The organism is Mycobacterium kiyosense, assembly GCA_021654635.1.
In the GTDB taxonomy this organism is placed as follows: Bacteria; Actinomycetota; Actinomycetes; order Mycobacteriales; family Mycobacteriaceae; genus Mycobacterium; species Mycobacterium kiyosense.
On the sequence record AP025179.1, the window covers coordinates 5070173 to 5089130 of the forward strand.

The 18958-nt window shown below is 66.7% G+C and carries 30 protein-coding genes; 23 read left to right on the top strand and 7 right to left on the bottom strand.

Going from position 1 to position 18958, the window contains the following annotated elements:
• Position 1: 1 nt before the first annotated feature.
• Positions 2-475: a VOC family protein gene (locus tag L6444_RS23765; RefSeq protein ID WP_236977607.1), complete on the bottom strand. Its 474-nt coding sequence runs from the start codon at positions 473-475 to the stop codon at positions 2-4.
• Between the two features lie 111 nt (positions 476-586).
• On the opposite strand from L6444_RS23765, the gene L6444_RS23770 reads away from it, so the two are divergent.
• From L6444_RS23770 to L6444_RS23790, 5 genes are read left to right on the top strand one after another with little or no spacing between them, the layout of a single operon-like run.
• Complete coding sequence (locus L6444_RS23770) at positions 587-1459, top strand: SDR family NAD(P)-dependent oxidoreductase (RefSeq protein ID WP_236977608.1); 873 nt, start codon at positions 587-589, stop codon at positions 1457-1459.
• Positions 1460-1467: 8 nt separating this feature from the next.
• On the top strand, positions 1468-2037 hold the full coding sequence (locus L6444_RS23775; RefSeq protein ID WP_236977609.1) for a nuclear transport factor 2 family protein: 570 nt from the start codon (positions 1468-1470) through the stop codon (positions 2035-2037).
• Entirely contained in the window at positions 2034-3101 is a 1068-nt protein-coding gene (locus tag L6444_RS23780; protein WP_236977610.1) for an NAD(P)H-dependent amine dehydrogenase family protein, read from the top strand. The genes L6444_RS23775 and L6444_RS23780 overlap by 4 nt, the downstream gene beginning before the upstream one ends.
• A 4-nt stretch (positions 3102-3105) precedes the next feature.
• Positions 3106-3744, top strand: a complete 639-nt coding sequence (locus tag L6444_RS23785; protein ID WP_236977611.1) for a TetR/AcrR family transcriptional regulator — start codon at positions 3106-3108, stop codon at positions 3742-3744.
• A complete protein-coding gene (locus L6444_RS23790) occupies positions 3741-4589 on the top strand; it encodes an alpha/beta fold hydrolase (RefSeq protein ID WP_236977612.1) in 849 nt (282 codons plus the stop codon). The genes L6444_RS23785 and L6444_RS23790 overlap by 4 nt, the downstream gene beginning before the upstream one ends.
• 184 nt (positions 4590-4773) lie before the next feature.
• Here the strand turns inward: L6444_RS23790 and gnd are convergent, their stop codons facing one another.
• Positions 4774-5796: a phosphogluconate dehydrogenase (NAD(+)-dependent, decarboxylating) gene (gnd, locus tag L6444_RS23795; protein ID WP_236977613.1), complete on the bottom strand. Its 1023-nt coding sequence runs from the start codon at positions 5794-5796 to the stop codon at positions 4774-4776.
• A 115-nt stretch (positions 5797-5911) separates the two neighbouring features.
• On the opposite strand from gnd, the gene L6444_RS23800 reads away from it, so the two are divergent.
• Complete coding sequence (locus L6444_RS23800) at positions 5912-6739, top strand: adenylate/guanylate cyclase domain-containing protein (protein WP_236977615.1); 828 nt, start codon at positions 5912-5914, stop codon at positions 6737-6739.
• Here the strand turns inward: L6444_RS23800 and L6444_RS23805 are convergent.
• On the bottom strand, positions 6697-6900 hold the full coding sequence (locus L6444_RS23805; RefSeq protein ID WP_236977616.1) for a hypothetical protein: 204 nt from the start codon (positions 6898-6900) through the stop codon (positions 6697-6699). The genes L6444_RS23800 and L6444_RS23805 overlap by 43 nt on opposite strands.
• Positions 6901-6940: 40 nt before the next feature.
• On the opposite strand from L6444_RS23805, the gene L6444_RS23810 reads away from it, so the two are divergent.
• On the top strand, positions 6941-7630 hold the full coding sequence (locus L6444_RS23810; RefSeq protein ID WP_236977617.1) for a guanylate cyclase: 690 nt from the start codon (positions 6941-6943) through the stop codon (positions 7628-7630).
• On the opposite strand, the gene L6444_RS23815 is transcribed toward L6444_RS23810, so the two are convergent.
• From L6444_RS23815 to L6444_RS23830, 4 genes are all read right to left on the bottom strand, one after another.
• Positions 7620-8150 carry an OsmC family protein gene (locus L6444_RS23815; RefSeq protein WP_236977618.1) on the bottom strand — a complete coding sequence of 177 codons (531 nt, stop codon included), beginning with the start codon at positions 8148-8150 and terminating at the stop codon, positions 7620-7622. The two genes, L6444_RS23810 and L6444_RS23815, sit on opposite strands and share 11 nt — an antisense overlap.
• 215 nt (positions 8151-8365) lie before the next feature.
• Positions 8366-8977 carry a peptidoglycan endopeptidase gene (locus L6444_RS23820; protein WP_459561257.1) on the bottom strand — a complete coding sequence of 204 codons (612 nt, stop codon included), beginning with the start codon at positions 8975-8977 and terminating at the stop codon, positions 8366-8368.
• Between the two features lie 418 nt (positions 8978-9395).
• Positions 9396-9749: a VOC family protein gene (locus tag L6444_RS23825; RefSeq protein ID WP_236977619.1), complete on the bottom strand. Its 354-nt coding sequence runs from the start codon at positions 9747-9749 to the stop codon at positions 9396-9398.
• Positions 9750-9782: 33 nt separating this feature from the next.
• Positions 9783-10073 (bottom strand): hypothetical protein, encoded by a 291-nt coding sequence (locus L6444_RS23830; RefSeq protein WP_236977620.1) that lies wholly within the window; start codon positions 10071-10073, stop codon positions 9783-9785.
• Positions 10074-10205: 132 nt separating this feature from the next.
• On the opposite strand from L6444_RS23830, the gene L6444_RS23835 reads away from it, so the two are divergent.
• The 16 genes from L6444_RS23835 (at position 10206) to L6444_RS23910 (ending at position 18345) form a co-directional block, all read left to right on the top strand.
• Positions 10206-10772: a TIGR03086 family metal-binding protein gene (locus L6444_RS23835; protein ID WP_236977621.1), complete on the top strand. Its 567-nt coding sequence runs from the start codon at positions 10206-10208 to the stop codon at positions 10770-10772.
• A gap of 108 nt (positions 10773-10880) precedes the next feature.
• Positions 10881-11276, top strand: a complete 396-nt coding sequence (locus L6444_RS23840; protein WP_236977623.1) for a DUF732 domain-containing protein — start codon at positions 10881-10883, stop codon at positions 11274-11276.
• A 69-nt stretch (positions 11277-11345) separates the two neighbouring features.
• The gene (locus L6444_RS23845) at positions 11346-11702 is read left to right on the top strand and encodes an HNH endonuclease (RefSeq protein WP_236984380.1); all 357 of its coding nucleotides are present in this window, start codon (positions 11346-11348) and stop codon (positions 11700-11702) included.
• Positions 11703-12046: 344 nt separating this feature from the next.
• Complete coding sequence (locus tag L6444_RS23850; RefSeq protein WP_236977625.1) at positions 12047-12541, top strand: recombinase family protein; 495 nt, start codon at positions 12047-12049, stop codon at positions 12539-12541.
• 4 nt (positions 12542-12545) lie between these two features.
• On the top strand, positions 12546-13403 hold the full coding sequence (locus L6444_RS23855) for a recombinase family protein (RefSeq protein ID WP_236977627.1): 858 nt from the start codon (positions 12546-12548) through the stop codon (positions 13401-13403).
• Positions 13400-13858, top strand: a complete 459-nt coding sequence (locus L6444_RS23860) for a hypothetical protein (RefSeq protein ID WP_236977629.1) — start codon at positions 13400-13402, stop codon at positions 13856-13858. Before L6444_RS23855 ends, L6444_RS23860 begins: the two co-directional genes overlap by 4 nt.
• Before the next feature lie 100 nt (positions 13859-13958).
• Positions 13959-14192, top strand: a complete 234-nt coding sequence (locus tag L6444_RS23865) for a hypothetical protein (protein ID WP_236977631.1) — start codon at positions 13959-13961, stop codon at positions 14190-14192.
• Entirely contained in the window at positions 14189-14572 is a 384-nt protein-coding gene (locus tag L6444_RS23870; RefSeq protein ID WP_236977633.1) for a hypothetical protein, read from the top strand. Before L6444_RS23865 ends, L6444_RS23870 begins: the two co-directional genes overlap by 4 nt.
• Entirely contained in the window at positions 14572-14829 is a 258-nt protein-coding gene (locus tag L6444_RS23875) for a hypothetical protein (protein ID WP_236977634.1), read from the top strand. The genes L6444_RS23870 and L6444_RS23875 overlap by 1 nt, the downstream gene beginning before the upstream one ends.
• A 55-nt stretch (positions 14830-14884) precedes the next feature.
• On the top strand, positions 14885-15892 hold the full coding sequence (locus tag L6444_RS23880; protein ID WP_236977635.1) for a P-loop NTPase family protein: 1008 nt from the start codon (positions 14885-14887) through the stop codon (positions 15890-15892).
• A gap of 194 nt (positions 15893-16086) precedes the next feature.
• A complete protein-coding gene (locus L6444_RS23885) occupies positions 16087-16521 on the top strand; it encodes a hypothetical protein (RefSeq protein WP_236977636.1) in 435 nt (144 codons plus the stop codon).
• Entirely contained in the window at positions 16518-16793 is a 276-nt protein-coding gene (locus tag L6444_RS23890) for a hypothetical protein (protein WP_236977637.1), read from the top strand. The genes L6444_RS23885 and L6444_RS23890 overlap by 4 nt, the downstream gene beginning before the upstream one ends.
• Complete coding sequence (locus tag L6444_RS23895; RefSeq protein ID WP_236977638.1) at positions 16790-16972, top strand: hypothetical protein; 183 nt, start codon at positions 16790-16792, stop codon at positions 16970-16972. The genes L6444_RS23890 and L6444_RS23895 overlap by 4 nt, the downstream gene beginning before the upstream one ends.
• A 220-nt stretch (positions 16973-17192) precedes the next feature.
• Positions 17193-17438, top strand: a complete 246-nt coding sequence (locus tag L6444_RS23900; protein ID WP_236977639.1) for a hypothetical protein — start codon at positions 17193-17195, stop codon at positions 17436-17438.
• The gene (locus L6444_RS23905; protein ID WP_236977641.1) at positions 17435-17764 is read left to right on the top strand and encodes a hypothetical protein; all 330 of its coding nucleotides are present in this window, start codon (positions 17435-17437) and stop codon (positions 17762-17764) included. The genes L6444_RS23900 and L6444_RS23905 overlap by 4 nt, the downstream gene beginning before the upstream one ends.
• A complete protein-coding gene (locus L6444_RS23910) occupies positions 17761-18345 on the top strand; it encodes an HK97 family phage prohead protease (RefSeq protein ID WP_236977642.1) in 585 nt (194 codons plus the stop codon). The genes L6444_RS23905 and L6444_RS23910 overlap by 4 nt, the downstream gene beginning before the upstream one ends.
• The last annotated feature ends 613 nt before the right edge of the window (positions 18346-18958 follow it).

The window sequence follows — 18958 nt, forward strand, 5'->3', positions numbered from 1 at the left end:
CTCAGGCCTGGTCGGCCGCCTTCTCCAGCTCGGCGATGACGATCTTGTGCATGCCGTGCATGGCGGCGGTGGCCGCGGCGGCCCGGGCCGGGTCTGGATCCGAAACGAGCTCGAACAGCCGGTCCGGCGTGATCTGCCAGCTCAGGCCGAATCGGTCCTTGAGCCAACCGCACTGCGACTCTTGGCCGCCGTCGGCCAGTTTCTCCCAGTAGTAGTCGACCTCGTCCTGGTCCTTGCAGTGCACCATGAAGGACACGGCCTCGCTGAGTTGAAAGACCGGGCCGCCGTTGATGCCGAGGAAGCGGGTGCCGTCGAGCACAAAGGTGCCCGACAGCACCGAACCCGGCGCACCAGGACCCGCCTCGGTGGCGCGGTGCAGTTCCTCGATGTGCGAGTTCGGGAACACCGAGACATAGAACTCGGCAGCCTCCTCCAGGTTCTGGTCGAACCACAGTGAGGGCGTGATCGCGGGCATATCGCATCTCCTAGTTCGTTGGATCTCTTCCCTCACATAGACCGGGGCGCCGACCAGAACTCATCGGCGCAGTCGCTTGCCCGAAAAGATTACGAGTGTAATCATCTGTCAGTGGACCCACGGCCTGCGCTGGACGGCAAGGTCGCCGTCGTCACCGGCACCAGCCGCGGCGTCGGCGTGGGCATCGCACACGAATTGTTGCGCGCAGGAGCCACCGTGATCGGCTGCGCACGCTCGCCGCTGGACACGCTGCCCGGCATCGAGTCCGAGCCCGAATGGGCACAACGCAGCGCCCAAATGGTCTGCGACCAAGGCGATTACCACGCGATCGACGCCTTCGTCCAACACGTCGCCGACAGCTACGGCCGGATCGACATCCTGGTCAACAATGCCGGGGGTACCGTACCCGCACCGCACGTCGAAGACATCCCCGAGCTGGTGCAGCGACTGCAGGGCGCCCCGCGCAGCGGCGACGACTTCGAACGCACCGCGCTGTTCCACGCCTTCGCGGTGCAGATGAACCTGATCAGCCCGATGTGGTTCGCCATCCGCGCCTACCGGCAGATGAAGACCCAGGACGGCACAGGTTGCATCGTCAACGTCTCCAGCGGCGCCGGCCACCCCGCGGGTTCGCCCACCCTGGTGTCCTACGGCGCGGCCAAGTCCGGCCTCAATCACATGACGCGGTCGCTGGCCCAGGAATGGGGACCGCGGGTGCGGGTCAACTGCGTGGCGCTGGGACCGACGATCACCGACAACTTCCGCGCTTTCGTGTTACCCGAGGACGACCCGACGGGTGCCGGGTATTTCGCCAAGGTTCCACTGAAGCGCGGCGGCGAACCGGCCGAAGTGGGCCGCACGGTCGTGTTTCTGGCCTCGGGCGCAGCCGACTACATCAACGGCACCACCATCGAGATCGACGGCGGCATGCTGCCCGGCGTGCTGTACGAGGCCGGCCTGAAGACCATCACCGACCTGATGTGAGGAACCGAATGACATATGACCGAGGCGAATTCGACGAGTTCTGGGAAGCCTGGCTGGAGGTGAACCGCCGCGCGCAGGACTCCGGCGACTGGGGGGTGATGGCCGACTTCTACGAGCCGGACGCCACCTACGGCTGGTCCTACTCGCCGACGGACCAGTTCATGGCCAACGGCCGCGACGAGATCCGCGACCTTGCGCTGGGCACCGAGATGCTCGGCTTTCAGGGCTGGATATATCCCTACCAGACAGTACTTTTCGATGATCGCTCCGGACAGGCGTTCGGGCTGTGGCGCCAGCTGTCCACCTTCACCTCGCCCACCGGCGAGCCGTACGAGATTCAGGGACTGGGTGGTAGCTGGTTCCAGTACAGCGGGCGCCGCAGCTGGTCCTGGCAGCGCGACATCTTCGACGTCGGAATGGCAACGGCGGCAATGCTCGACATCCTGCGCGACGGCAGGAACACGCCCGAACTCGACGCGCGGATGGCAGCGCTGCGCTCGGGCAACCAGCCCGGCCACTACCGGTCTTGGACCGAGATGAGCGCGCCGCTGTGGCCGATTCCCACCACGCTGACATGACGCGTGTCATCCAATACTCCACCGGCAACGTCGGTCGGCATGCCCTGCGCATGCTGATCGAGCGGCCCGGCCTGGAATTGGTGGGCGTGCACGCATTCAGCCCCGGCAAGCTGGGACGCGACGCCGCCGAATTGTGCGGCCTCCGCGAGCCGACGGGTGTCACGGCCACCGACGACCTCGACGCGCTCGTAGCCCTACAGGCAGACTGCGTCGTGTACGCCTCGCAGGCCGAAACCCGGCCCAAGGAAGCGATTTCGGAGATCAGCCGGTTCCTACGGGCCGGCACCAACGTGGTCGGATCGTCATTCGTGTGGATGGTGGCCCCCGACCACGCTGACAGCTGGCTGTGCGAGCCACTGCAGCAGGCGTGCACCGAGGGCGACGCGACGCTGTACATCAACGGCGTCGACCCCGGCTTCTCCGGCGACACCCTGGCCTACACCGCGCTGAGCCTCACCGAGCGCGCCACCAGCATCACCGTCCAGGAGATCTGCGACTACGCCAGCTACGATGACGCCGAATTCACCGGCGTCAGTTTCGGTTTCGGTACCGACCCGGATCACACGCCGGTGATGTTTCTGTCCGGCGTGCTGGCCTCGATGTGGGGCGTGCAGGTGCGCAGCCTGGCGCAGGACCTGGGCGTGGAGCTCGACGAGATCCGGGAACGCTGCGAGAAGTGGGTGACGCCCGAACCGATCGACTGCGTGATGATGCACGTCGAACCCGGGCAGGTCGCCGCCGTGCGGTTCGGCGTCGAGGGAGTGCGCGACGGCGAGGCGGTGATCACCATGGAACACGTCAACCGGCTCGGCCCGCAGACCGCACCCGACTGGGCCTATCCCCCGGATGGCCGCCTCGGTGTGCACCGCGTCGTGGTCACGGGCAGCCCCGGCGTCGAGATCAACACCCATCTGGGTGGCCGCGGCGACCACAACGAGGGTGGTGTAATCGCAACGGCTGCAAGGGTTGTCAATCTAATTGACGCGGTCTGCGCGGCGCCGAGCGGCATCCTGGCCGCCCACGACCTGCGGCCGCTCGACCATTTGCGCGGCGTGATGTGGTGAACCGATGACCGCACCACGCAGGCCGCCGAGCGGTGGACAGGCGCGCGCCGAACGCAGCCGTCAGGCCGTCATCGACGAAACGGTCCGCTACATCCTGAAGGAGGGATTCGCGCCGCCGAGCATGCGACAGATCACCGAACGAGCCGGATTGACCTGGGGCGTGGTGCAATACCACTTCGGTGACCTGGACGGCATCTTGATGGCCGTGGCGGACAAGGGGTTTGCCGAATTACTCGAGGCGCTCGAGGCGCTGCCCGCTAAAGCCGCACGGATACCACCGGAAGATCGGCCGGCGTTCGTCGTGGAAGCGGTGTGGCGCGGCATCTCCAGCCCCACCTCGATGGCCGCCCTGGAGATCATGATCGCCACCCGCGGTGCCCGCACCGCGGCCGCCAACGCCCACCTGGCGGCAATGTCGGCGCGGATGACCGAGATCGGCGAGCACCTGGGCACCGGCATCGACCCGGCCCAGGCCAGCCGGCTGGGCAACCTCATCTGGGCCACCGTCCGCGGCCTGGTGGCACTGCAGCTGACCTGGCCCCGGCCGTTGGACAGCACCCGGGACCGCGAGATGCTCGTCGAAGTCATCAGCGCCTACCTGGCCCGCCCACAACCCGAACCGAAAGAGAGACTCACCGTATGAGTAGCCCCCAGACAGTCGAATTCTCCGGGGTGGACGGGCTTACCCTGATCGCCGACGAGTGGAACCGCGGCGCCGGATCCGATCGGCCCACCATCCTGATGTTGCACGGCGGCGGGCAGAACCGGTTCTCCTGGAAGAACACCGGACAGGTCCTGGCCGACGACGGGTACCACGTGGTGGCGATCGATACCCGCGGGCACGGTGACAGCGACCGCGCGCCCGACGCCGACTACGAGGTGGAGACCCTGGCCACCGACGTCATGCACGTCCTGGATGCGATCGGCCGGCAGGTGGTGATCATCGGGGCCAGCATGGGCGGGCTGACCGGAATCCTCGTCGCGGACCGCGCCGGGCCACAGCGGGTGACCAAGCTGGTGCTGGTCGACGTGGTGCCACGATTCGAGAAGAACGGCAGTGCCCGCATCCGGGATTTCATGATGAGCAACATCGACGGGTTCGAGACGCTGGAGCAGGCCGCCGACGCCGTCGCCGCCTACCTGCCGCACCGCGCCAAGCCGCGCAGCCCCGAGGGCCTGAAGAAGAATCTGCGGCTGCGCGACGGGCGCTGGTACTGGCACTGGGACCCGGCGTTCATGACCAAGCCCGGCGACGACCCCGAACTGCGCACCGAAGGTTTCGAGGAGGCCGCCACCAACCTGAGCATCCCGGTGCTGCTGATCCGCGGGAAATTGTCCGACGTGGTGAGCCTCGAGGGCGTCGAGCATTTCCTGACCCAAGTGCCGCGCGCGGAGTTCGTCGAATTGTCGAACGCGGGGCACACCGCGGCCGGCGACGACAACGATGCCTTCAGCGACGCGGTGGTGGCCTTCGTCGAACGCCCCTGACCCGGCCGTCCCGGCTTCCCGGCGAGCCACCCTGCGCGAGTTCCCCTGCGCGCATCCCCCTGCGCGAATCCCCCCGCGCGAGTGTGAGTTTCACGACGCGGCACGCCGGTGATACGTCGTGAAATTTACGCTCGGCGCGGTAGGCGGGGCTGACGCAGCCGCACGCTCGGCGCGGTAGGCACGGCTAGTTGGCCGGTTTCTCCGCGTGGCCGCCGAACTGCTTGCGCATCGCCGACAACGCCTTGTTTGCGAAGTCGTCGAGGTCGCGGGAGGCGAAGCGGGACTGCAGCGCGGTGGTGAGCACCGGCGCGGGCACCCCCTCGTCGATCGCCGCGATCGAGGTCCAGCGGCCCTCGCCCGAGTCGGAGACGCGGCCGGAGAACTCCTTCAGCGTCGGCGACTCGTGCAAGGCGATCGCGGTCAGATCGAGCAGCCACGAGCCGATCACGCTGCCCCGCCGCCACACCTCGGCGACCTCGGCGATGTCGAAGTCGTATTGGTAGCACTCGGGATTGGACAACGGGGCCGTCTCGGCGTCGCCCTCTTCGATGCGTTTGCCGATGTCGGCGTTGCGCAGGATGTTCAGCCCCTCGGCCAGGGAGGCCATCATCCCGTACTCGATTCCGTTGTGCACCATCTTGACGAAGTGCCCGGCACCCGCCTGGCCGCAGTACAGGTATCCGTTCTCGGCCTGGTCGATGGCACCCTCGCGCCCCGGTGTCCGCGGCGCGGCGTTCACCCCGGGGGCGATGGTGGCGAAGATCGGCTCGGCATGCTCGAAGGCGTCCTGATCGCCGCCGATCATCAGACAGTATCCGCGCTCGCGGCCCCACACTCCGCCGCTGGTGCCCACATCGAGCAGACGAATATCTTTCTCCGCCAACAACTTTGCATGCTTGAGGTCGTCACGGTAGTAGGAGTTGCCGCCGTCGATCACGATGTCGCCGGGCTCGAGCGTGCCGGCCAACTCCTCGATCACCCCGGTGGTGATGTTGCCGGCCGGCACCATCACCCACACCAGCCGCGGGGCGTCGAGCTTGTCGCGCAACTCGGCCAGCGAGGACACGCCGGTGATGTTGTCGTCTCCGGCCATCGCCTTGACCGCGTCGGCGCTGTGGTCGTACACCACGCACTGATGCCCGGCGGTGACGACGCGGCGCACGATGTTGGCGCCCATCCTGCCCAGACCGATCATGCCTAGTTGCATAGTTTTTCGTCTCCTCAGCGTCACGTGCGCACCGTCCGGGCAGTCGAAGCCAACCCTAGACACTGCGTATTGACCCGACAAGGCGAACGCAATGAACCGGAAGTGACCTGACAGGATGGTGTGCGTGGGTGACGTGCTGCACATCGCGCTCTACGCCCTGGCCGGAGTCGCGGTACTCGAGGCCGGCGGGCTGGTGGTGCTGTGGCAACTGCTCACCCGCAGCCGCCAGGAGGTCGAGGAACTGCAGCAGCGGGCGGACGTCCGCAACCGCCTGTGGTCGGGCGGCCGGGAGGCCGTTAAAACGGTGTGGAACACCGCAAACATCGTGCGCAAAGAGGGTTTCGGCGCGGCCGTGCGCAGCTCGATCGAGGACCTGGCCGACTGGGCCGAGGTGGAGCGGCCCGACTTGGCGCGGGTCACCCCGGACGGGCGGGTGGTGATCCTGTTCTCCGACATCGAGGAATCCACCTCTCTCAACGAGCGGATCGGCGACCGGGCCTGGGTCAAGCTCATCGCCGCACACGACAAGCTGGTGCATCGGCTGGTGAAGAAGCACTCGGGGCACGTGGTTAAAAGTCAGGGCGACGGGTTCATGGTCGCCTTCGCGCGCGCCGAGCAGGCGGTGCGTTGCGGCCTGGACCTGCAGCAGGAACTGGATAAAGACGCAAAACGCAAGCGGCACAACGCGCTTCGAGTGCGGATCGGCATTCACATGGGCCGCTCGGTACGCCGTGGCGACGACTTGTTCGGCCGCAACGTCGCGATGGCCGCCCGGGTCGCCGGGCAGGCCGCCGGCGGTGAGATCCTGGTCAGCGAACCGGTTCGGGACGCAGTCAGCGGCTGCGACGGCATCGCCTTCGACGAGGGCCACGAGGTCGAGCTGAAAGGATTCTCCGGCAGTTACCGGTTGTTCGCGGTCGAGGTCGAGCCGGAGCGGGACTGAGAGGCTTCGCTGTCGGATTCGGCCAACCGCTCGTGCAGCCGGGCCCGGATCTCGTCGGGTGTGTAGGCCTGACGTCTGCGTTGATCGCGCACCACCAGGGCGCCACCGGCGACCACGCCCGCGACACCGGCCAGCCCGACCCACTTCCAGATGTTGCGCATCAGCAAAGGCTATCCGGCCGCCGTCTCTTAGAGTGCTCTGGTGGACTCCAACACGCTGACCTTGGACCAGGCGCTGGCCGAGACTCGCACCGGCGACTTGTGGCTGTTCCGGGGCGGCTCCCGACCCGACCGCGCCATCCAGACGTTGACCAACGCCCCGGTCAACCACGTCGGCATGACGGTGGCTATCGACGATCTGCCGCCGCTGATCTGGCACGCCGAACTGGGCGACAAGCTGGTCGACATGTGGACCGGCAGCAACCACCGCGGGGTCCAGCTCAATGACGCTCGCCAGGTCTTCCTGCAGTGGACCGAGCACTACCATCAGCGTTGCTGGATTCGTCAGCTCACCCCGTACGCCACCCGGGAGCAAGAGAACGAGCTGTTGCGGGTGATCGCACGTATGGACGGCACCGCCTTCCCCACCACCGCGCGGCTGACCGGCCGCTGGCTACGCGGCCGGCTGCCCACGCTCAATGACTGGTTCCGCGGAATCCCGTTGTTGGACAGGAAGATCAGCGAGAAGACGCAGCGACGTAGGGAAGAGCGCAGGATGAGTATCGCCACGGCCTACTGCGCGGAGACGGTCGCCATCACCTACGAGGAGATGGGCCTGCTGGTCACCGACAAGGACACCAACTGGTTCGACCCGGGCAAGTTCTGGAGCGGTGACAGTCTGCCGTTGGCGCCCGGATATCAGCTGGGCAAGGAGATCGCGGTCATCGCGTAGCATCCTGCCCGGCAAGTTCCACTCGAGTGGTCACCGGAGTGGCGTTACGGGTCAGATCGAGCACCGGGCAATGCGCGTCGACCGCCTCCTGAAGTTCGCGGTAGCGCTGCGGGGTCTCCGGTCCCGTCACCTTGACGACCACCCGGACCTCCTGGAATCCCGCCCGCACGCTGTCGTCCAAGCCTAAGAAGCCCTGGACGTCGAGATCGCCCTCGGCCTGCGCGGTGATCTCGTCGACGGCGATACCCAGCTTCTCCGCCCAGAACCGCCAGGTGACGATCTGGCACGACAGCAGCGAGGCCAGGTAGTACTCGACCGGGTTCGGCGCCTCGGCTTCGCCGCCCAGTGCCGGCGGTTCGTCCACCTCGACCTGATACTGGCCGAGGGTGATGGTGCTGGCCACCGCGTCGTGCGCGGTGGCGGCGGCCCGGAAGACGACTTGGGCATTGACCCGGTCCTGGGCGACGGCGTCCTGGGTAGCCGCGATGACGGCGCCCGGCCGGGTGGTGGAGGTTGTCACGCGGCCATAGTACGAAAGGGCGGCGGCCTGGATCGAGCGTCCGGTTCAGGGTGAACGTAATTCGAACAATGGCGAAGAAGGCCGGCAAGAATACGACGGCACCGTAGTGGGTATTGCTATTGAGGCGATGAATTCAAATGGCTCGTTAGATTTGAACCACACCCGTAGCGCATTGTGACGCACGCCACAAATGCGCCATGCGGGCGTAGCTGCGTTTATTCGAAATTGGAGTGATTCAGGTCGCACAACATAGTTGTCGCGTTGGTCACTTTGCCCCGTCGGGTCAGGACGCCATTTGCGGATCGCCGGCCGGAGCAGGTTCGGCGCCCGGCGGCTGGGCGGCTTCGGGGCCGCGGCGGCCGGCGGGGCGGGGCGGCGGGCTCCGGCGCCACCGCGTCAACCAGAACCGCAGGAGCATCGGGGGCGTCCGGCGCCGGGAGCTCGCCTTCCGGCAGCTCATCGACCGGCAAGAACATGTGGTGCGTGAATCCGGGCTGGTAAGCGCCGGCGCCGCCGATGCGAACACCACCACCTTCGCCGCTGGACACCGGAGTTCCATCGGGCAGTGTCACCGCAGTGTGCCCCCCGTTCCACCCGATCACCAAAGCATTGGGAGCGGTGCCCGGCCGAAAGCCACGCGCGAGCAGCGCCGCCTCTTCGTTCCCGGTGTTGAACCTGCTACCGAATACCGGACGTTCGCTGGCCGCATTTGCTACCCAGGACGCCAGTCCTGAGCAATCAGTGCCTGCGGGAGAATCTCCGCCCGGAACGTAGGGCGTCCCGGAAACTTGATTAACCAGTGCCAATAGCGTTGCAAGAGCAATCATGGGGCCGGACGCTACCGACAATTAGCGTCAGAAATCAAAATTTGTGGTGCTCGTCACGCGTATTAAACAATGGTTTGGTCATTTCGTATACAGCAGGTAGGTCACGGCGCAATCTAATAACTGAAACAGATGTGATCACTGAGACTAAGGTAATTAGTCAGCAAATTTCGCTACGGTCCATATGATCGTGTCCAACTGCTAGTTCAGTCGTAGCTAGTTTCGTGCAGCAATCTAATTATTAAGTGTGGCGCCGCAGTGCCCACCCGAAAGTCCAAGGTCGCGCGTGGCCGGCCGGGTCGGATCAGCCGACCCGGCGGGGATCTCGGCGCGTGCCGTGGGTCACATCAACCGCGACATCAGATCTACGTCTCATAAATGGCCGCGCCGCTGTCTCGAACGGCCGGAAGCCGTGCCGGGGTCAGTCGGCGTGACGGACGACGTTGACCACATTGCCGTCCGGCGCCCGGACCAGGAAGCGGCGCACTCCCCACGCTTCGGTGGTCAGTGGATGCACAATTTCGTAGCCCAGCTCCTGAGCTTCCCGATACGCGCCTTCGACGTCGTCGGTATGAACCGAAATCACAGAATCTGCTGCCGAAGTCGCGTCCCGCGTGACCAACTGGACACTGACGCCGCTGTCGGGAGAGGTGAGTCTCGCCACCCACCCCAAGTTGAACTCTTCGTCGCTCAACCCGAGGAAACCGGCATAGAAGCCCTTCGCCGCCTCGAGGTCGGGCACCCGCAGATTGGCCGTAATTCGTTTGGCGCGCAATTGATTCCTCTCAGGTAACGCGTTGCGGTTGCCTCACTGCGGGATCACCCAATCCGACCAGCGGTTGGCGGGGTTGACCCGAAACGAGCCGGGGAACACCCGCGCCATCAGGACGGGCATCGGCTCGGTCCCCGGCACCGTGCCTTGCCGTTTCCACACCTCGGGGTCCTGGCACGAGAGTTCGAAGGTGAGTTGCACCGGTATCGATCCGGGTATCGCCTCGGCGCACGCTTCGCTGGCTGTGACCGTGCGATCTGCGTGCGCGGACGGCGCAAATGTCACCGCAGCGCCCGCCAGCGCGGCGCACGCGAGCAGTCTGACCATGTGCTTTCTCCTGCCGACGCCCACTAGGGTACCGCCATCTGTCAACACAGAGTTCAGCTCCAATAGGGTTACGTAACAGACTGTTTCGGCGACACTTCGGCCTGGTCCAGCACGCGGGAGCAGACTGACACTATGACGGACTCCGCACTCGAGGCCTTGGAGCTCGCGCGATCGGCACTGACGGCCCGACTGCACGCCATCGCCGCGGCCGATTGGGACAACGCCACCCCGTGCTCCGAGTGGAACCTACGGCAGCTGGTCAACCACGTGGTCGGTCTGCATCACCGCATCGCGGGGATCCTGCGCGGCGGCAGCCTCGAGGAGTACGTGACGACGCGGGAGGACGACTGGCTCGGCGCCGATCACCTCGCCGCGTGGCAGCAGGGCACCCGTGCGCTGAATGACGCGATCGGCTCGCTGCACGACCTCAATACCGTTGTGGCATATCGGGTTCCGCTGCCCGCTTGGGACGCGATTGGTCTGGTCGCGTTCGACACCGCCGTCCACAGCTGGGACATCTCTCGCTCGATCGGCTTTGACGAGCGACTCGATGACGGACTGGTGCAGTTCGCGCTGGGTTTCATCGAGTGGGTGCTGGGCGAACCCCGCTTGTCGTTCTTCACTGCGTCGGCGGGCCCGCCGCCCTCGGCCGCGACACCGCAGGCCCGGCTGCTCTACCTCGCCGGCCGCAAACCCTGAGGCGGCCGCATTGACCTGCGGCAAGCGGGCCGGACTGGCTAGGATGGGGAGAAATCTCGCGGACTCCTCGGTCATGGGAGGCGCGGCGTGCGATCAAGGGGAGCTGTCATGGTGGCGAGAGCGATTGCGCTGGTCCTCCTTGCCGTCGGTCTGGCCGTGCCGGCCCATGCGGACTCCACCGACGACGCGTTCATCACCAACCTCAAGACCTCCGGCATGGACTACGGCGCGCCCGATCGGGCGATTCAGGTCGCGAAAACCGTCGTCTGTGGCTCGCTGAGCGCTAATCCCAACACCAGCAACGCCGACCTGGTCACCAAGGTCACCAACGCCACCAGCTGGCCGGCACTCAATGCCGCCTACTTCACCGGGGCCGCGATCCAGGCCTACTGCCCCCAGTACGGCTCCCTGACCGCGCCGTCGGTGCCCAGCAAGGTCCCGGCCCCGACCGGCCCGAGTCCCACACCACCGGCGTCTCCCTCGCCGACCGTTCAGTCGGCGTAGCTCGCTCCCGCGGCACACCCCCGGAAGATGCCCGGCAACCACGGACGTGGCGGTTAGCATGTTGCGGTGGTGTCGGCCCGGCGTCCCACTCGCGCGCAGCGGTATGCCCGCCGGCGCCGCCGTCGGATAGCGGCCAGCGTTCACGATCTCACCGAAGTCCAGTGGACCGCTCTGAAATTCGCGTGGCGTGGCTGCGCCTATTGCGGCGAGGCCGGAGCTGCCCTGCAGCGGGATTGCCTGCTGCCCATCGCCAACGGCGGTCGCTACACCCTGGCCAACGTGGTGCCCAGCTGCCGCTCATGCAATGCCAGCAAGTGCGATTCGGAAGTCACCACCTGGATGCGGCGCAAGAAACTCGACGAGAAGTCGTTTCTGGTCCGCCATGTCGAGATCGTCAGGTTTCTACTCGGTTGTGAAGCCCAGTGAAGTCCATCGCCTCATACGTCGACCTCGCCCGCGCGATGCGTCGTCGGTGAACGTCCCGACGGTGCGCGATGTGGACGACGCGGACGACTACCCGCTCAGCGAAAATCTGGTAAACGACCCGAAATCGGCCGCGCCGTGCCGTTGTCGTGTCACCTCGATTCGCTGGTGTGTCCGAACCCCCTCATCGACCAGTCTGGACAAGTTTGCGCGGACTTCGGCAAGCGGAAGCGTCGGCATGTACCGAATTCCAGCGTGATGCTGGACCGCCAGACGTTCAGACGTTGAACCGGAACTCGACCAGATTACAACGCCGTGCAACAATATGTCGATGGCGAGTCGACTTCGTGCTGCTACATATCTCCGGATATCGCTTGACCAGACCGGCGAGGGGGCTGGCCATCGCTCGCCAGCGGGACGAATGCGCGCGCATCATCAGCCAGCGAGGCTGGAAACCGTTGCGGGAGTTCGTCGATAGCAGCGTTTCGGCCAGCGACGCCCGCAAGAACCGGCCCGGCTACGACGCGCTCCTACGCGCCTATGAAGCGGGAGAGTTCGACGCCCTGGTCTGCTATGACCTCGACCGGCTCACGCGCCAGCCACGTCAGCTCGAGGACTGGATCGAGGCCGCCGAGGAGAGGGGGCTGGCGTTAGTCACTGCCAACGGCGAGGCAGACCTGACCACCGATGCGGGCCGCATGTTCGCGCGGGTGAAGCTGGCTGTCGCTCGCGCCGAGGTCGACAGGAAATCTCGCCGCCAGCGTGACGCGCTTTCCCAACGCGCCCGGTTGGGCCGGCCACCTCTGGGGGGTGCGATTGACCGGCTACACAATCAAAGGTGACGTCGTGCCCGATGAGGCCGAGACGGTACGCCGCGTCTTCAAGCTGTTTTATGCCGGTGAGTCGCTGCGTTCGATCTGCCGCACGCTCAACGATGAAGCGGTGACTACCCGCCACGGACGTCCATGGAATCCGTCGAGCGTCCGCACGATCCTGAGCAATCCACGCTATGCGGGACGCGCAATCTATCAGGGCCGCCCGACAGGCGAGGCCGGCAACTGGGAGCCGCTGGTCAGCGGAGACGTGTTCGATGTCGTGCAGGCACGCCTGAACGACCCGCGCCGCGTGACCAACCGGGAGGGCACAGACCGCCGCCACCTGGGATCGGGCTTGTTCCTATGTGGAGTGTGCGAGGAACCCGTCAGCGGCTGGTCCCAGGGCCGCTACCGGTGCAAGGAACGACACGTGAACCGTGCCCGCGGCCCAGTCGACGCGTGGGTCCGGGCGGTGATCACCGCTCGGCTGCGACGCGAGGATATGACCGAACTGCTGGCGCCGGCCGAGGCGCAACTCGCCCCGCTGCTCGCCGAATCGACTCGGCTGCACGACCGGCTCGCCAGGATCGAGGCAGATTACGATGCGGGTCGGATCGACGGCCACCGATACGCCTCGGCGAACGCGCATGTGCGAGCCGAGTTGTCCGTGCTGGAACGTGCGATGGCGGCTCAGACGACAAGCGCCGCGTTGGGCGAAATCCTGGCCACCCCCGATCCGGCCGCCGCTTTTCTCGACGCCGGTCTCATGACCCAGCGTGCCGTGATCGACGCGCTCTGTGTAGTGCGGCTGCACAAGGGAACTCGCTACTCCCGAGCGTTCGACGAGAACACCGTCGAGGTCACGCCGCGACAGTGGGTTCGAGAATGAATGACACCACTGACCTTCGCGTGTTCATGCGGTCACTGGAATCGGGGCCGCGCGTCGGGATGTATTGCGACGACTCGTCGCACGACCAGCACCGTGAATACGTCGAGGTCTTCAAGCGGGTCGAATTCCGGGGAGAACGGTACTGGCTCGGCGCCTTGAGCCATTCCGCCACGATGGGGACAGACCAGCTCCGTATCGAAGCCGGCGAAAAGCCGCTTCACGTCCATCCCGACATCTATCACGGCCCAACAAGCCCCTTCCCGTCTTTCCGGAAACCTGGCGGGATCGAAGAGCAAGGCCTCACCGCGGGCCGGTTCAATCTCAAGTGTTACCGCTGCGGCGTGACTGTTCCCGCACGGTATGCCAATATCGCGCCGATCCTCGACGCTCTGGCCTCGAAAAATGTCACCGAGATCAGCTTGCGTGGTTTAGCCGCTAGACTTCGACGCAAGTAGGCAGCGTCGAGGTGGCCCCTTAAACAGGGGCAGGCGCGGGGCCTGCCAAGTCAAGCCTCCCAGCGGAGTGCGTCATTTCGCATACCCGGAGGCAACCGTCATGGCTGCACCCTCGGCCGCCGTTGCGAAGCTACGCGCCAGCAAAGCGCGGCGGATCCAGTCCTACCCTCCCGATCACCCCAAGGTCCGCGAAGCCAGCGCTGCCCTCGAATACGAGCTGCTCATTGAGCGTGCCGCCAAGGTCGTCGCAGACTGGCCGACGCCGCCACCCGAAGTGCGCGATCGGATCGCCGCGATCCTGCGTTCCAGCTTCCAGGGCGGTGACGTTGCATGAACACCTACGGGGGTCCGCCGGAAAAAGAAGACGGGCCCCACACCCAGGGCCCGTCCGATGCTGAGGGTTCCGACACCACGACCAGCACCGCCCACGGTAGCAGCGCGGGCCGACACTCCGCGCAACATCTGGCCGGCCAGCTCCACCGGCGGCGCCTTGCCGCCGCCCGCTGCGTCCCGCTGCCATGCGGGCACCGCGACCCGATCCTGTGCGCCGTCGGCGACGGGCAGGCAGCCGCACCCACCGGCCACGCACCGACCCGTCACCAGCTCGACGCCTGGCGGTACACCGTCGCCTACCTGGCCGCGCTGGGCCTGCCGCCGCTGGTCCCCACCGACATCGCCGCGGCGCTCGCCCGCACACCCGTCAGGGTCGCCTGATGCCCGACATTCCGTACGGCCGCGACTATCCCGAGCCGATCTGGCCCGACGAAGACGGCCAGCCGCTATCCAACGGGCACGTCGTCGACCTGGCCGAGCCGCCCGGGCTCGACGGACGCCAGCACGAGGCCGCCGGTTGGGCCGACTGGGACGGCACCGAGCCCACCGATCCGCATCTACGCGGCGAATACGACACCCTGCCCCGCACACCGGAAACCGAACGGACACGCTGCCGACCAGGCGACCGCATCGACTGAGAAACTCGGCCAATCGTGGCATCCGATCGACCTCGGACCCTACCTGCGCGGCGAAATGAAACCTCCCGAGCCACCAAGCCTCGGCGCGGCCCGCAGCGACGGTGTGCGGCTGATCTATTCCGGCCGCGAACACGTCGTCATCGGTGAGACCGAGAGCGGCAAGTCATGGTTCGTGCTGGCCTGCGCCGCCGCCGAGCTGCAGCGCGGAAACCCTGTCGTCTACGTGCATTACGAGGAACCCGGACCAGAGAGCACCATCGAACGGCTACGCGACCTCGGCGTGCCAGACAAGCTGATGCTTCCGCCGCTGTTCCGGTTCGTCGCACCTAACGAGGCCGCCAACCGCGACAACATCTCCAACCTGCTCGACCCCGTGCCCACTCTGGTGATCCACGACGGCGTCAACGAGGCGATGACTCTCAACGGACACGACATTCTCGCGGCCGAGGGTGCCGCTCTGTTCCGGCGCCGCCTCATCGCCCCATTTCTGCGTGCCGGCGCCGCGACGATCGCCTGCGACCATCTGCCTGGCGGCGCCGACGGGACCCGGAAGAACGCCTACGGTTCGGTCCATAAGGGCAACGCGATCGACGGCGCCAGGATCGCCCTGGAGAATCGAGAGCCGTTCGGCCGCGACCGGCGGGGCCGATCCAACGTCTACGTGACCAAGGACCGTCCTGGCCACCTCCGCAAGCACGGTTCGCCCGACCGCAGCACCGTCGGCAAGACCTACCTCGGAACGCTGGTCGTCGACGCCTCGGACCCATTCAAGCCACTCGAGCTGATGTTCTACGCGCCGACACCCGAGGACACCGCGGCGGCGACCGATCTGTCCAAGTCAAAACTCGCCGACACGATATGGGAAGTCACCCGGACGCTGCCCGATCACCGGGTGAAGTCCAAGCGAGCCCTCTATGCCCTCATGCGCGAAGCGGGACACAGCTTCCGTGAGGCCGACGCCTCGGCCACGGTCGACGCGATGCTCGAACAGGGGCGGTTAATCCCCGACGGAGCAAACGCCTTCACTGCTGCCGGAAGTGCTGCCCAGGACGGTGAAGCGTGACCCTCCGATGCCAAGTGCTGCCGCTGCTGCCCCGCCCTAGCGGGCAGCAGCAGCGGGCAGCACTTTGGGCAGCACTTCGCACCGCTGCCGGGCAGCACCGGGCAGCACCGGGCAGCACCCCCAGTTGTAGCTGCACAGCAAACACCGAAGCACTTGTGCTGCCGCAACCCACAACCAACCTGAATCGAGGAACCATGACCGCTGCCTCACCGATCCGCGTTTTTCACAGCGACGTCGGAGTCGCGATCGCCGTCTCCGCGCCCAGGGCCGCACCCGGTGACCCGGTCCGCATCTGCGACATGTCGATCGGCTTCGTGCTGGACGAGCTGATGCCGGCGTTGTGGGCGGCGATCGAAGCCCACGCCGTCCACCGCGACTTGATCGCGGACTTGGCTGCGGCGTCGGCCCCCGATTGGCTCGACGTCCCCCCGCATGAGCGGGTCGGACCGCTGCCGCCGCGCATCAAGGCCCGCGTCGAGCTGCTGCCGCTGTACTGCGGCCGCCGCACCCGCCGCGGCACCCGCTGCCGCATCCCAGTCGCCACCCCCGGCGGCACCTGCCGCTGGCACCGCCCACCCGCGGCCACCGCCGACGGCATCCACCCCTGCCCGAAAGGAAAACCCGCATGACCGCCACCATCACCATCCGCGTCCGCGAAATCGACGGCGAGCCCGTGCTTGACGCCGCCGCCGTCGAGCTGCTGTTCGGAGTCGAACAGGCCGCGTTCACCGCCCTGCCGCTCATCGACGGCCGCGTGCGCCTGCCCCGCGAGTGGGTCAGGCGCGGTAAACGCCGCGCCCGGGAAGCGATGGCACACACCGGCTCCGACACGATGACCGACTGCCTGCGGTACTGGGCCCGCAAGGACCACAACGCTGAACTTCAGGTCGTCTACCGATGATCGCCTGGCTGATCCTCGCGTGGCTGACCGCGGGCACCGTGCTGATCGTCGCCCAACTCGCCTTGCTGGCACTGCATCTGGGCGATCTGAAGATCCAGATGCGCACCCTCATCCTGCTGCTGCAAGACCAGGCCCAGGCCCGCCCGGCGACGGCGCAACAGCAGAAAACCGTGGCTTGACGTGGGCATCCGCGCGCGCCGGACAGACCGCGGCCGGGCCTGGTGCCTGGTGTTGCTTCGACGACTTCGCCGCCCCAGGCGCCCGCATGTGCCGCAGATGCTCAACCGCCCGCGGCTGTGTGGCTCCACAACGCCACCGGGCCGGCCCGCCGCCACCACCACACCCGCAGGCCCGCGATGGCCGTACAGCGCCCGCCACAGCCCCCCGAATCGGGCAGCCATGACCAGCCAACTGCTATGCACCACCTGCGCGCACCGGTTCGGGCGCCGCGCGCTGGCCCTGCTGTTCACCGCCGACAACGCTGTGCTGTGCACCCGCTGCGCCAACTCCGCCGCCGTCCACCGCACGATCTTTCCCGGCTGCCCCCACCACCACACGCCCCGCAACCACGGCGGCTGCATGACCAGCGTCGGCACCATCCGCCGCAACGCTCAACCCCCAGAAGAAAGGCACCTCGCTTCATGACCACTCCCCACACCGCCGAGCCGCTGGTCCCGCTGGCCCTCGTCGCCGCCGAACTCGACCAGCCCGCCCACACCGTCGCCGCCCGCATCCCCGAACACACCCTCACCGTCGACCCGGCAACGGGCCTGCGCGCCATCCCGGCCCACGTATGCCGCGAACTGCTCGACGCCCGAGCAGCCGCCATCCGCGCCGAACACGAACAAGCCCAACGCCGCAAAGCCGAAATCGCCGCCGTCGCAGCACAACAACCGCCGCGCCGCGGCGGGGTCCCAGCCCGCCCCCACTCCTCAGCCCTCTCTGACCTCATGGAAGCAGACCAACGATGACCAGCCCCACCCTCGCCGCCGCCGCCGAAGTCCTCGACGTCGACCCCCAGCAACGCCACATCACCGTCATCGCGGCGCCATACGGCCAATACGCGACCGTCCTGTTCCGCGGCCAACCGTGGCGAGAAACCATCTACCCCGGCGCATTCGACGACGCCGCCACCAACCCCGAAAAGATCCGCGTCTGCCGCGAGCACAACCGCAGCGATCTGGTCGGCAAAGTCGTGCACTTCGACACCAACGACCCCCGCGGCCTCATCGCGCAAATCCGCGTCGCCCGCACCCAACGCGGCGACGACACACTCGGTTTGGCCGCCGAACGGATGCTCTCAGCCTCCGTCGGATTCGGTGTGCACCCCGGCGGTGAACGCCTCGACCACGCCACCCGCACCCGCCAAGTCCTGCACGGCTGGCTAGACCACCTGGCCCTGGTCATGGCCCCCGCCTACGACGCCGCTCAGGTGCTGGCAGTGCGGGCAACCCCGCACCTCGACCAACTCGCCGGCGACCCCGTGTTCGCCTGGGCTGCCCTACGCACCGATGCGATCGCCTGGGCGCGACACCGCACCGAGCCGCGCTGACCACCAACCACCCAACACGCCAATGCCCCGACGTAACCACCGCCGCCGCGACAGCCGCCCCCTCCCCAACTGGCCGACCGGCTCCTCGATCCCCCGCCACGCCGCACCCCCGCCACCAGCAGCTACCGCGGCAACACCACCGACCGCGGCTACGGCTGGCAACACCAGCAGGAACGCGCCAAATGGGCACCGAAAGTGGCAACCGGGACCGTCATCTGCTGGCGATGCCGCCTGCCAATACAGCTCAGTGAACCCTGGGACCTCGGCCACGACGACGACAACCGCGACCTCTACCGCGGCCCCGAACACGCCGCCTGCAACCGCGCCACCAAAACCCACGCAGCCCAACGGCGACGAGCGACACGACCCGCCCACCCCGCGGCTGTCATCGAGTTCTTCAACATCAAACCCGTTGCACCGCAAGACGATTCGACACACGAAAAGGGTTGCGGCACAGCATGATTCATGGCACCCCCCCCCCGTTTTTCTTTCCTCACCCCTCTTGACCGAAGCGGTCAGGCCGCTCTATACACGACAAAAAATTGCTGTGTCGAAAACCGTTGGAAAACAACAACTTTCGCGCACCGAAAACCAATGTGGGGCAACGTGTTTA